Annotated in this window: 11 protein-coding genes; 8 read left to right on the top strand and 3 right to left on the bottom strand. The window is 59.9% G+C overall.

The features are described from left to right. The first annotated feature begins 7 nt into the window (after window positions 1-7). The 3 genes from V5B39_RS14020 to V5B39_RS14030 all read left to right on the top strand — a co-directional run bounded on the left by V5B39_RS14020 (window position 8) and on the right by V5B39_RS14030 (window position 3,679). Window positions 8-1,492 (top strand): NADH-quinone oxidoreductase subunit M, encoded by a 1,485-nt coding sequence (locus tag V5B39_RS14020; RefSeq protein ID WP_332343499.1) that lies wholly within the window; start codon window positions 8-10, stop codon window positions 1,490-1,492. A gap of 27 nt (window positions 1,493-1,519) precedes the next feature. Next, a complete protein-coding gene (nuoN, locus tag V5B39_RS14025; RefSeq protein WP_332343511.1) occupies window positions 1,520-2,992 on the top strand; it encodes an NADH-quinone oxidoreductase subunit NuoN in 1,473 nt (490 codons plus the stop codon). A gap of 126 nt (window positions 2,993-3,118) precedes the next feature. Continuing rightward, entirely contained in the window at window positions 3,119-3,679 is a 561-nt protein-coding gene (locus V5B39_RS14030; protein ID WP_332343500.1) for an NUDIX hydrolase, read from the top strand. A 20-nt stretch (window positions 3,680-3,699) separates the two neighbouring features. On the opposite strand, the gene V5B39_RS14035 is transcribed toward V5B39_RS14030, so the two are convergent. Continuing rightward, complete coding sequence (locus V5B39_RS14035; RefSeq protein WP_332343501.1) at window positions 3,700-4,332, bottom strand: YceH family protein; 633 nt, start codon at window positions 4,330-4,332, stop codon at window positions 3,700-3,702. 109 nt (window positions 4,333-4,441) lie between these two features. After that, a complete protein-coding gene (locus V5B39_RS14040) occupies window positions 4,442-6,076 on the bottom strand; it encodes a peptide chain release factor 3 (protein ID WP_332343502.1) in 1,635 nt (544 codons plus the stop codon). A 355-nt stretch (window positions 6,077-6,431) separates the two neighbouring features. Here V5B39_RS14040 and V5B39_RS14050 point away from each other — a divergent pair, with 355 nt between their 5' ends. Beyond that, entirely contained in the window at window positions 6,432-7,526 is a 1,095-nt protein-coding gene (locus V5B39_RS14050) for a DUF2157 domain-containing protein (protein ID WP_332343503.1), read from the top strand. Further along, a complete protein-coding gene (locus tag V5B39_RS14055; RefSeq protein WP_332343504.1) occupies window positions 7,523-8,398 on the top strand; it encodes a DUF4824 family protein in 876 nt (291 codons plus the stop codon). Before V5B39_RS14050 ends, V5B39_RS14055 begins: the two co-directional genes overlap by 4 nt. 83 nt (window positions 8,399-8,481) lie before the next feature. Here V5B39_RS14055 and V5B39_RS14060 read toward each other — a convergent pair whose 3' ends face one another. Continuing rightward, the gene (locus V5B39_RS14060) at window positions 8,482-9,699 is read right to left on the bottom strand and encodes a glycosyltransferase family 4 protein (protein WP_332343505.1); all 1,218 of its coding nucleotides are present in this window, start codon (window positions 9,697-9,699) and stop codon (window positions 8,482-8,484) included. 281 nt (window positions 9,700-9,980) lie between these two features. Between V5B39_RS14060 and V5B39_RS14065 the strand changes: the two genes are divergently transcribed. The 3 genes from V5B39_RS14065 to V5B39_RS14075 form a co-directional block, all read left to right on the top strand. Further along, window positions 9,981-10,400, top strand: a complete 420-nt coding sequence (locus V5B39_RS14065) for an Hsp20/alpha crystallin family protein (protein ID WP_332343506.1) — start codon at window positions 9,981-9,983, stop codon at window positions 10,398-10,400. Further along, window positions 10,390-12,762, top strand: a complete 2,373-nt coding sequence (gene lon, locus V5B39_RS14070) for an endopeptidase La (protein ID WP_332343507.1) — start codon at window positions 10,390-10,392, stop codon at window positions 12,760-12,762. The genes V5B39_RS14065 and lon overlap by 11 nt, the downstream gene beginning before the upstream one ends. A gap of 342 nt (window positions 12,763-13,104) precedes the next feature. Next, window positions 13,105-13,348 (top strand): tubulin-like doman-containing protein (locus V5B39_RS14075; RefSeq protein WP_332343508.1); only part of this gene is annotated, 244 nt, incomplete at its 3' end.

Here is a 13,348-nt window from a genome sequence, read left to right on the forward strand (position 1 = left end):
GAACGATATGTCAGGCACGCCGCTTCTCTCTCTTGCCATCTGGGTTCCGATTCTCGCCGGTTTGGTTGTCCTGGCGACGGGCTCCGATCGCAATGCACCGCTGGCACGGATGCTCTCGCTGATCGGGGCGCTGGCCGGCTTGTTGGTGACGATTCCGCTGTATACCGGTTTCGATATGCACACCCCGGCGATGCAGTTTGTCGAGCTGAAGACCTGGATTCCCCGTTTCAACGTTAACTACCATTTGGGTGTTGACGGCATCTCGATGCTTTTTGTCATCCTCAACAGCTTCATCACGGTGACCGTCGTCCTTGCTGGCTGGCAGGTCATCGACAGCAAGGTGGCGCAGTACAACGCGGGTTTCCTGATCATGTCGGGTTTGTTGAACGGCATTTTTTCGGCACTCGATGGCCTGCTGTTCTACGTTTTCTTCGAAGCGTCACTGATTCCACTGTACCTGATCATCGGCATCTGGGGTGGTCCGAGACGGGTGTACGCGGCATTCAAGTTCTTCCTCTTTACCCTTTTCGGTTCATTACTCTTCCTGATCGCACTGCTGTACCTGTTCATCACTTCCGGAGGCAGCTTCTCGATTCTCGACTGGCATCAGTTGCCGATCGGCATGACTGCGCAGACCTGGCTGTTCCTGGCCTTCCTGGTGGCGTTTGCGGTCAAGGTGCCGATGTGGCCGGTACATACCTGGTTGCCCGACGCGCACGTCGAGGCACCGACGGGGGGATCGATCGTGCTGGCGGCGATCGCCCTCAAACTGGGTGCGTATGGCTTTCTCCGTTTCTCGCTACCGATCACCCCGGACGCTTCGCATACCCTTGCAGGCCTAGTGATTGCGCTGTCGCTGATTGCCATTATCTATATTGGCTTCGTTGCTCTCGCACAGGAGGACATGAAGAAGCTCGTCGCGTATTCCTCGATTGCCCACATGGGTTTTGTGACCCTTGGGTTCTTCATCTTCAGCCCACTGGGTGTTGAAGGCGCGCTGGTGCAGATGATCTCGCACGGTTTCGTGTCGGGTGCGATGTTCTTCTCGATCGGCGTCATGTACGATCGGGCGCATTCGCGGCAGATTGCGGATTACGGCGGGGTGGTCAACACGATGCCCAAATTTGCCGCATTCTTCATGCTTTTTGCGATGGCCAATGCCGGTCTGCCGGCTACCTCGGGCTTTGTTGGCGAGTTCATGGTCATTCTCGCAGCCGTCGATCACCATTTCTGGGTGGCTTTTGCCGCCGCTTCGACCATGATTGTCGGTGCTGCCTATACGCTGTGGATGTACAAGCGAGTGGTGTTTGGTGCAGTGGCCAATCACCATGTGGCTGAACTGGCCGACATCAATGCACGAGAATTACTGATCTTTGTCCTCTTCGCCATCGGCGCATTGGGCATGGGTCTCTATCCGCAACCCTTTACTGAAGTCATGCACAGCTCGGTCAATGAGCTGCTGCGTCACGTCGCCCTCAGCAAGATCCAATAACTGGTAGCCGCTATGACTCTTGCCGAAATGCAGTTCCTGACGCCGGACCTTCGCATCGCAGCTGCGGAGATCTTCATCTTGCTGATGGCTTGCCTGATCCTCATGTTTGATCTCCTGGCCAAGGACAGGAAGCGCACAGCAACTTTCGTCGCTACCCAGTTGACCCTGGTCGGCGCGGCAGTGATCACCTTTTCGATGAGTTCGGGTGAAATCAGCTACACCTTCAGCAATATGTATGTCGCTGATCTGATGGCTGACCTGTTGAAGCTGCTTCTTTATCTGACGGTGATGGTGGTTCTGTTCTATTCACGGGGCTATATCCTTGAGCGCGAGCAGATGGCCAAGGGCGAGTATTATGCTCTGGCACTTTTTGCCACCCTGGGCATGATGGTGATGATTTCGGCGAACCATTTTGTCACGGTCTATGTCGGTCTGGAATTGCTGTCGCTCTCCCTTTACGCGATGGTGGCGATGAATCGTGATTCGGTGCCGGCAACCGAGGCCGCGATGAAGTATTTTGTCCTGGGCGCACTGGCTTCCGGCCTCCTCCTGTATGGCATGTCGATGATCTATGGCGCGACGGGTACCCTGGAAATCACCGCCGTCGCCGAGCGCCTGTTCATGGGGCAGGCGGACCAGACGATTCTCGTTTTCGGCATCGTCTTCCTGGTCTCGGGAGTGGCTTTCAAGCTGGGTGTGGTGCCGTTCCACATGTGGATTCCGGACGTCTACCATGGCGCACCGACGGCAGTGACCCTGTTCATTGCCTCTGCGCCAAAACTGGCGGCATTTGCGATGGTCATTCGCCTGCTGGTCAACGGGCTGATCGTCCTTTCAGCGGATTGGCAGACGATGTTGATCCTGCTTTCGGTACTGTCGATGGCCATCGGTAACATTGCTGCCATCGCACAGACCAACCTGAAGCGGATGCTGGCCTATTCGGCCATCTCGCACATGGGTTTCATGCTGCTCGGGATGGTCACCGGCGTGGTCGGTGGCGATGCGCGTTTCGCGCTCAATGCCTACAGTTCGTCGATGTTTTATGTCATTACCTATGTGCTGACCAGTGCCGGAACCTTCGGCATGATCCTGTTGTTGGCGCGTGCCGGTTTCGAGTCGGATGAAATTGACGACTTCAAGGGGCTCAACAAGCGCAGCCCGTGGTTCGCCGCGATGATGATGATGATGATGTTCTCGATGGCCGGCGTACCGTTCTTCGTCGGCTTCTTTGCCAAGTTTTCGGTACTGCAGGCAGTGGTTGCCGCAGGCTACCTGTGGCTGGCCATCGTCGCGATCATCTTCTCGCTGATCGGTTGCTTTTACTACCTGCGCGTCGTCAAGATCATGTACTTTGATCAGCCGACCAACCCCATGCCGATCGCAGCGCCACTCGATGTCAAGGTGCTGATGTCGGCCAATGGCCTGGCAGTGGCTCTGCTCGGGATCTTTCCGCAGGCGCTGATGTCGCTCTGTGCTTTTGCGCTGTTGCGTTCGCTCTGACAGTATTATCTGATTCATTGACCGGAACGCCCCGCCTGTCGGGGCGTTTTCATTGCCATCGAAATAAAGCAGGAATTTCTATTCGACATAGGCATTGGCAACTGCGGGATCAAAGGAATTGAAGAAATGGAAGACGAATATCCACATCTCCACGAAGAGACCCTCGAGAGCATGCAGATCTTCAGCGGCAGGTTGCTGGATCTGCGCCGTGACCGGGTTTTGTTGCCGGATGGTAAGGAGTGCTTGCGGGAATACGTGCGACACCAAGGGGCGGTAGCCATCATCGCCGAGCTCGATGATGGCCAACTCCTCTTCGTGCGTCAGTATCGTTATCCGCTCAGCCGTTCTTTCCTTGAGTTGCCGGCCGGCAAGATTGATCCCGGCGAAGACATTCTTGCCACCGCCAATCGTGAGTTGCTCGAAGAGACCGGTTTCCGCGCGGCAGAATGGCGTTACCTCGGCGTGATGCACCCCTGCGTCGGCTATTCGGATGAGCGGATCGAGATTTTTCTCGCTCGCGGTCTACAACGCGCAGCAGACCAGAATCTCGACAGCGGTGAGTTTATAGATCTCCTCAGCCTGTCGCTGGATGAAGCGCTGGTCGCGGTGCGCAACGGTACCATTACGGATGCCAAGACCATTACCGGGCTGTTCTGGGCTGAAAAGGTGCTGCTTGGCGGCTGGTGAATGGTCGTAAGTCATGGCCATTAGAGGAGATCCTTGAGGGCAGCCTGTAATTCGGCGACCTGCATCTCGAGGCGTGTCACGCGTTCTTCAAGTTCCCTCCGCTCGGCGCCTTTCTCACGAGAAATTTCGTCGGACGCTGGGGTGACTGCGCCACAGAGCAAATGTGCCCAGCGATGCTCGCGGGACCCCACCTGTTTGGGCAGTCGGATGACCAGAGCGCCGCTGCTGCGCTCAGCCAGTTCCTGCAAGTAAGCTTCCACCGAGGAGCTGTCATCGAAGCGGTAGAGTCGCTCGCAGTTGGCGCGCAACTCGCTGACCGTCTGAGCGCCGCGCAACGCCAGCATCGCGAGCAGCGCCACGCTTGCCGGCGGCACGCCGTATACTTTGCCGAAATTCTGGGCATAACGCAGGACACGACCCGATGCGCCATAGGTTTCGAGCACCAGAACGCGGCCGCGCAATTCTTCGAGTGCCATCTGCACCTCGCTATCCGGGACGCTGATTACCGGCTCACGAGCGGTTTTCTGGTTGCAGCCCAAAGTCAGGCTGTTGAGCGTCAGCGGATAGCTGTCAGGTGTCGTTTTTTCCTTTTCGATCAGCACGCCGAGGATGCGCGCTTCGAGAAAGCTCAGGAGTTTCTGGGTATCGGGCATGGCCGCCTCGTTTCTTTAATCTGGAAGTCGCTCTAGCGAATTCGGTAGGGTTCTGATGCTTTCGCGTACCTGGAAAGGGCCTGCCGTTTCGAGGATGGGATAGCCGGAGTCAGACGAACAACTGCCCGTGCTCGCGCGTGTCGTGGAAGCCGACCCGTGCCCATTTCTCGCTTGTCACCTCAAGGTTGTAGCGCGTACTCGCGAGGTAGACCGGATTACCGTCGACATCCTTGGCCATGCGGTGGAGCTGTTCGCGCTCGAAATGGCGTCTTGTTGCATCGTCGGGAAAAGTCAGCCAGCGCGCCGTGTAAATATCGGCCGATTCGAAAATGGCATCAACCTTGTACTCGGTTTGTAGCCGGTGCGCGACCACCTCGAATTGCAGGTTGCCGACGGCACCGAGCAAGAGCGCGCCGCTGGCCAGGTTTTCGAAGACCTGAATCGCTCCCTCTTCGCCAAGTTCCTGCAGGCCTTTCAGCAACTGCTTGCTTTTCAGCGGGTCACGCAGCCGCGCCACGCGGAAAAGCTCCGGGGAGAAATAGGGGATGCCCTTGAAGCCCAAGGGTTCGCCTTCGCTCAGGCAATCGCCGATATGCAGATTTCCGTGGTTGTGGATGCCGATGATGTCGCCGGCAACGGCGTCTTCCATCAGCAGCCGCTCGTTGGCCATGAAGGTCAGCACGTTGGCCAGTTTCATCTCGCGATCAAGGCGAAGGTGTTTGACCTTCATTCCCGGCGCGTACCGCCCGGAGCAGACGCGGAAGAAGGCGATCCGGTCGCGGTGCTTGGGGTCCATGTTGGCCTGAATCTTGAAAACGAAACCGCTGAAAGTCGCCTCTCCGGGTTGCACCAGACGTTTGCCACCGTCACGCCCCTGTGGCGGCGGCGCCCAGTCAAGCAGCGCCTGCAGGATCTCCTGCACCCCGAAGTTGTTGATTGCCGACCCGAAGAATACCGGTGACTGTCGCCCGGCGAGAAAACCGACCAGGTCGAAAGGGCTGCTGGCGCTCTGAATCAGATCGACGTCCTCTCGCAGTTGGCCCACCTCGGTCGGGAACTGCGCGTCGAGGAGCGGGTTATCGAGACCGTCGAGCGGCTCCGACTCACTGCGCCGCTCCTCACCGGCGGCAAAGTGCAAAAGACGGTCGTTCAACAGGTGATAGACGCCGCGGAAGGTCTTGCCCATGCCGATCGGCCAGGTAATCGGTGCGCATTCGATGCCGAGCACCGACTCGATCTCCCCGAGCAGATCGAAGGGTTCGCGCACCTCGCGGTCGAACTTGTTGACAAAAGTGATGATCGGCGTGTTGCGCATGCGGCACACGTTGAGCAGCTTGATGGTCTGCGCTTCGACACCCTTGGCGGCGTCGATGACCATCACCGCAGCATCGACGGCGGTGAGAACGCGGTAGGTATCCTCGGAGAAATCCTCGTGGCCTGGCGTGTCGAGCAGATTGATGGTGTGCTGCTGGTACTCGAACTGCATCACCGAGCTGGTGACCGAAATGCCGCGCTGCTTCTCGACCTCCATCCAGTCCGAGGTGGCGTGGCGAGCACTCTTGCGTCCCTTGACAGTGCCGGCGAGCTGAATGGCGCCGCCGAACAGGAGCAGCTTCTCGGTCAGCGTTGTCTTGCCCGCGTCAGGGTGAGAGATGATGGCAAAGGTCCGGCGTCTGGCGACATCGCGCAGGATTTCAGGAGGAAACTGACTTTCATTCCGGGATTCGCTCGAGGTGGTACTCATCAGGAAACTTTCGGCGGCAAAAAACAAAAGCCGCCGGTGGGAGCAAGAACGGACCCATCGGCGGTAAAAGCGTAAACTATAGCAAGACTCGGAGCCGGCTGGAACTCTCCAACTCTCAACTGAATGGTCCACAGGTCACCGAGGATCGAATGCTGCCGCTTCCGGTGGTAGAACTCCCCGATGTACTCGAAGGCGCTTGAACCAGCTTTCCGTCGGTGCATTTTCCCAGCAATTGCCTGCCCTGCTCATCGAGAAAATTCGCTTTCCGGCACCAGGCGTGTGGGTGAGGGAAACAGCGGCCAATCCGGAATCGGTGATGCAACTTCCCTGGCAAGCGGGCATAATGGATTCCATCATGAGCGAGCACGCACGCGACCTTCCGGCACGCCGCCAGGCACAGCAACGCGCCGATGACATCCGCGTCTTCCAGGCCGAACTCGCACGCCTCGAAGCGGAAGGTATCCTGCTCCTCGACGAAGACAAGCGGCGAACGCTCACCGCCCACCACGAGTCGCTGCTGGCAGCCTTCACGCGCGACTACGACATCGACCGCGACAGTCGCACCAGACAGATCTCATTGGGCATGCGCGTGGCCTCGTTCCTTGGCGCCCTAGCCCTGGCGGCGAGCGTCTTTTTTCTCTTCTATCAGTTCTGGGGGCGCTTTCCCGAGACCATGCAGCTCGCCATCCTGATCAGCAGCGCGCTTGCCAGCCTCGGCCTGACGGTCTGGCTGCAGGGACGCGACGCCAGCGGCTACTTCAGCAAGCTCGCGGCGCTGATCGCCTTCGCCTGCTTCGTGCTGAACATCACCATGATCGGCCAGATCTTCAACATCACGCCCTCGGACAAGGCGCTGCTGCCGTGGGCGGCGATGGCCTTCCTGCTTGCCTACGCCTGCGACCTGCGCCTGCTGCTGACGGCCGGAATTCTCTGCGTGATCGCCTTCGTCTCGGCACGCGTCGGCACTTGGAGCGGGGTCTACTGGCTGAATGCCGGCGAGCGACCGGAGAACTTCTTTGCCGCCGCCGCGCTGCTGCTGGCGATGCCCTGCCTCACGGTGCATCGTCATTACCCCGGCTTCGCTGCCATCTACCGCGTCTTCGGCCTGCTCACCGCTTTCGTCCCGATGCTGATCCTCGGTCACTGGGGCCGCGCCAGCTACCTTGATCTGGGGCCGGAACTGATCGAAGGCGGCTACCAGTTGCTCGGTTTTACCGGCAGCGCTCTGGCGATCTGGATCGGCACGCGCCGCGAATGGCCGGAAACGGTCAACACCGGCATGACCTTCTTCGTCCTCTTCCTGTACACCAAGTTTTACGATTGGTGGTGGGAAGTGATGCCCAAGTCCCTTTTTTTCCTGGTTCTCGGCCTCAGCGCGGTACTGATCCTGCTGATCCTCAAGCAGCTGCGTGGCGTCATCGGCCATTCCGAGGGAGAAAGCTTGCCGTGAAAATCCGGACCACGACGAGCTGGACGCGCTGGCACACGCTCTTCGCCGGCGCAGCACTGATCATCCTGAGCAACGCCATTGCCCTGTCCGGTGTCGCCGTCAACCGCTCCGGCGAGCCGGAAAGCCGCAGCATGCTGCGCGAACGCGAACTGGTGCTGCCCTACGGCGGCGACCGCCAGGCCGAGAACAGCGGCCTGGCGCTGAGGCTGAACTGGCGCATCCTCGACGCAGACGACGAATACCCCGACTACGGCTACTCGACCTATGGTGCCCGCCCGGCGTGGCTCGACGCCACCCGAATGGCCGCTCTGGGCTTCCACATTACATCTGGCAAGGTCACTCCGGAGGCGCGCGAGCACTTTGTACGCCAGTTGCCGCGACAGGTGCTGGTGGTGCTCGAATTCGAAGGTCCGGCATGGCGACAGGCCGTCGAGCGCGCCCGCACCAGCACCGCCCGGCACGCGGCAGCGGCAGCGGCCAATCCCGGCAGCCAGGAGTTCGCGAAGAAGGCCAAGGCCAGTCGTGATGGCCTGTCTCTCGAAGAAACGCATGCCAGTCGCCTCTTCGCCATTGACGCCGGTCTCGATGCCAAGGCGCTGCGCGCCCGCTACCCTGACCGGAGCCGCCACCTGATGCTGCGGGGCACGGTACGCCCGACTGTTCGCCAGCATGACGAACAGTACCGGCTGGCAGGCTACCTCAGCGAAATCATCATCGACCAGGTCAATGTGCCCTTTGCGTTGCGTCCGCTGCTCGAACCGCTGCGTGACATTGGCCGCCCGGCACCCACCGAACGAACGCCCCGCTACCAGGTGCAGATCGCCATCGGCCAGCGCCTCGAACCGTGGATCGAGAGTCTGTCGGCACCCTGAGCACGGTATTTTGTCTGCGCCAGGGCGACGCCGGTCGTTTCACAGGGGACAAGAACCCCCCGGATCTGTCGGGGGATGATGACTTATCCGGCCAGTTCGTCGAGGTAGGCCAGATGCTGCGGCAGGCAAATCCGGCTGAGGTCATAGCGGTCGATGATCGTCTGCCGGGCGCGTTGCCTGAGTGAAGCAAAATCACCGGGGAATTCAAGCGTCTGAACCACTTGCTCGGCAATTTGTTGCGGCGAGAAGAAATCGACCAGCAGTCCATTGTCCCCATGGCTGATCACTTCTTCGACCGGCGAGGTTCGGGATCCCACGACCAGGCAGCCGGCGCTCATGGCTTCGAGCATCGACCAGGAGAGAACGAAGGGATAGGTCAGGTAGACGTGAACCGCCGAGACTTGCAGCAGGCCGATGAACGCGGGGTAAGGAATCGTGCCGACGAAATCGAGACGCTGGAAGTCGATATCGCTCCTCACTTCATCGAGAAACTGCTCGCGGTAGGTCTTGCCCTGGGCTGGCCGACTGCCGTAACTGACCCCGTCACCGCCGACAATCAAGATATGGGCCTTCGGACGCCGGCGCTGGATTTCAGGAAGGGCGCGGATAAAGCTGTGACAGCCTCGGTAGGGTTCGAGGTTGCGATTGACGAAGGTGACAATTTCATCACCGGCGCGCAGGACACGGGCCTTTTCCGGCAGGTTGATCTGAGTGTCGGTCTTCGGGGTGATCGCTGCCGTATTCACCCCTTCATGGATGACGCGGATCTTGTGCTGAAAGCTCGCAGGATGGGTGGATTTCTGCCATGCGGTCGGTGAAACTCCGGCATCGCATTGTTCAAGGTTCATCAGGTTGGCGAAGTTCTTCGCCAGCAGGCGTGGCGTCTCGTCCGGATTGTCGGGGAACTCCGGGTCGAAACCGACATCAGCGCCATGGGCATGATAGTAGAACTCGAAATAGTTCAACAACGGGACCTGCGGCCAGACTTCCTTGACGAACAGTGCTTCCCCCCATCCCGGGTGGGCGCAGATGAGGTCCGGGTGATAACCCTGCATTTGCAGCTGCCTCGCCGCCCGGAAGCAGGCTTCGCCGCGAATCACCTTGGTCTCTGTTTCCTGCACCCACGGATGAATGTAGGGTGTGTTGCCTCGCTTGGGTCGGTAACGGACGACATGCACCCCGGCAGGAACCGGGTTACTCTCGATGCACAGCGCCGTCACTTCATCGCCTCTGGCGACCAGGGCTGCGGCAATGTGTTTGTATTGACCTGGAAAGTTCTGATGGATCAGGAGAATTCTCATGGATTGATGGGCGTGTGTGCAGCGCGTTGATTTTTTCGGTAAGGCATTCTATCAGGGCGTCAAGGACCGCACGCGCCATCGGGAGCCCGCCGCATTGCGCGTGCAGGCGCGGTTTCTGGGTTAGAATCAGGGCCGCCTGGCAGAGATGAGCGGCAACCCATTGATCGATTTTGGGAAAGCCTCGATCACCCGAAAACTGCTGATGCACGAAGATGGACGGCTGAGAGATGGACGACTGAGCCTACGTCAATCCGGATTTCATTTGTTCAAGGATGTCGCCAATGAGAACCGATGATCGAAGGTTATGGATGTGGGCGGAGGCGCTCGATCTGCTGCAGGGCGGCGAGCGATGGCAGCGCCGGGTGCTTGCCTTCGAGAACCTGCAGTCGGTACCCTGCTGGGAACCAGCGGTCGATCTGTACGAGAACAGCGACGAGTTGAGACTGCTGGTGGCTCTGCCGGGCGTCGATTCCCGGCAGATTGAGGTCGTTCTCGATGAAGCAGGCCTGGTCGTCCGGGGCCGGCGCCCGATACCGCAGGCTTTGCGTCGGGCAATGATCCACCGTCTGGAGATCCCCTACGGGCAATTCGAGCGCTGGATAGCGCTACCGCCAGGAAGCTACCGGTTGCATGAGCAGTTCCTGGAGGATGGCTGCCTGGTGCTGGTGCTGCGCCACCTGCAAGACGACCATGCGATCTGACCGGGCAGACGCGAATCGCCACACGCTTGCGATTGGCCCCGGCGTTCTGGTGATCCCCGACGACGCGATGATCATCGTTCCGGTTCGCAATGTACTGCTTTTTCCCGGCATGATCCTGCCGATCACCATCAGTCGCGAACAGTCGAGGCTGGCAGCGCAGCAGGCAGTCAAGACCGAGCGCCCGGTCGGTGTTCTCCTGCAACGGGATGCCGAGGTCGAAGTGCCGGGGCCGGATGATCTTTGCCTGGTCGGTACGGTGGCCAACATCCTGCGTTACGTGACCCTGCCGGATAACACGCATGTCATCGTCTGCCAGGGGCTGCAGCGATTTCGCCTCGTCGAGTACCTGCCGGGCTATCCTTTCCCGGTGGCGCGTATCGGGCGGATCGATGAACCTGAAACGACCGACAGCCAGATCGAAGCACGCATGATTCAGCTCAGGGAGCGGGCGCTGGAAGTCCTGCAGTTTCTGCCACAGGTCTCACAGGAACTGGTCGGCGCGGTCAAGGGCATGAACCAGGCGGGGGCTCTGGCCGATCTGGTGGCGAGTGTTGCGGAACTGAAAATTGCCGATCGGCAACGGGTCCTGGAAAGCATCGACCTGCAGCGACGGCTCGACATCGTTCTCGATTGCCTGCTCGCACGCCTCGAGGTGCTGCGACTTTCACGCGAACTCGATGAGCGTACCAAAGCGAACATCGATCAACGGCAGCGCGAATTCCTGCTGCGCGAGCAGTTGAAATCGATCCAGAAAGAACTCGGCGAAGGGGATGCCGGCAACAGCGTCGAGATCGAGGCACTGCGCAAAACCATCGCCGAAGCTCAGATGCCCGAGGAGGTCGCAAAGCAGGCGAACAAGGAGCTGCAGCGCCTGGCGCGCATGTCGGATGCTTCTGCAGAATACTCGATGGTGCGTGCCTATCTCGACTGGCTGGTCGAGTTGCCATGGCGGGCACCCGAACCGGATCGAATCGAGATTGCCGAGGCCCGCCAGATTCTTGATGCCGACCACTTCGGCCTCGACCAGGTCAAGAAACGGATCATCGAATTTCTCGCAGTGCGCAAGCTCAACCCAGGCGGACACGGACCCATTCTGTGCTTTGTTGGTCCGCCCGGAGTCGGCAAGACCTCACTTGGCCAGTCGATCGCCAGGGCGCTGGGGCGCAAGTTCGTGCGCGCCTCTCTCGGCGGCGTTCACGATGAAGCCGAAATCCGTGGCCACCGGCGTACCTACATCGGCGCCTTGCCCGGCAACATCATTCAGGCAATCCGCAAGGCTGGATCGCGGGGCTGTGTGATGATGCTCGACGAGATTGACAAGCTCGGTGCCGGCATTCAGGGTGACCCGTCGGCCGCCCTGCTCGAAGTGCTCGATCCGGAGCAGAACAATACCTTCCGCGACAACTATCTGGCCTTGCCGTTCGACCTCTCCCGGATGCTGTTCATCACCACCGCGAATGTGCTGGACAACATTCCGGGGCCACTGCGTGACCGCATGGAGATCATCCAGTTGCCCGGCTACACGCAGGAGGAAAAACGGGAGATTGCCCAGCGTTATCTGGTCGGGCGTCAGATTGCCCAGAATGGACTGAAGGAAGGTCAGATCGCGTTCTCGGAGCAGGCACTCGTGGCGATCATCCGCAATTACACGCGCGAAGCCGGCGTGCGCTCGCTGGAGCGGGAAATTGGCGCAGTCTGCCGACGCGCAGCGGTGAACATTGCCGAGGGCAGGATGCCGTCGATGCGGGTCGATGAAGACGATCTGGCCAGCATACTCGGCCCAGGCAAGTACGATAACGAAGTGGCCTTGCGCACCGGTCTTGCCGGAGTGGCCACCGGCCTGGCGTGGACGCCGGTCGGTGGCGACATCCTGTTCATTGAAGCCAGCCGCACGGCAGGTGACGGGAAATTGATCCTGACCGGACAACTTGGCGAGGTGATGAAGGAATCCGCGCAGGCAGCGCTGACCCTGGTGAAAACGCGCGCAGCGGATCTCGGCATCGACGCCGGCGGCTTCGAGAGAAGCGATATACATGTGCATGTGCCGGCGGGAGCCATCCCCAAGGACGGTCCGAGTGCGGGTGTGGCAATGTTCATCGCGCTGGCCTCGCTGTTCGTCGACCGCCCGGTGCGTAACGATAGCGCGATGACGGGCGAGATCAGCCTGCGCGGACTCGTTCTGCCGGTGGGTGGCATCAAGGACAAGGTGCTTGCCGCCATGCGCGCCGGAATTCAGCGGGTACTGTTGCCGGCAAGAAACCGCAGGGACCTTGAGGAAGTCCCGCCGGAGGCGAAGGAGCGACTCGAATTCGTCTTCCTGGACAATGTGGACGATGCGATCCGTCACGCCATGCGGCAATGAGTCGACGGGATGCGCCGTACCCCGACAAGGTCGATAGGGTCTGAGCCCGCCCTTTGCCATCAGCAGTGTCCTTCCTCGACGAGCAGGCCCTGTCGCTCTTCGCGCTTGAGCGGGCAACGGGTTCCCCCCTCGTCGATAGCGAAGAGCGCGCCTTCGCACGATTGACCGCAGTTGATGGGTGGACATATACTCATCCGGGATCCGGGCAGCAGGAGACTGCAGCAAGCGGCCATCTGACAAGCACTGCGCAGATCCCCTGGCTCCGCCGATGCCGCCTGCGGCGGAGCGTGGCACATCGGTGATCATTTGACTTTCGACTCATTGCAACGAGGAACTTGCGGAATGAATCACCTCGTCATCGGGCTGGGCGGTACCGGAGGAAAAATCATCCGGGCCCTGCGAAAGAGCCTGTACCAGGAGTTGCGCGGCGGCAAGCTGGCCGACATCGGCATCGGCTACCTGTACGTCGATTCGTCGAGCGAGATGATGGCGATCGACGACCCCGGCTGGAAAACGCTGGGCACCTCGGTGCAGTTGCCCAAAGCCAGCCAGTTGCTGATTACCGATGCCAACCTCAGCTCACGGC

This window comes from Accumulibacter sp., assembly GCF_036625275.1.
In the GTDB taxonomy this organism is placed as follows: domain Bacteria; phylum Pseudomonadota; class Gammaproteobacteria; order Burkholderiales; family Rhodocyclaceae; genus Accumulibacter.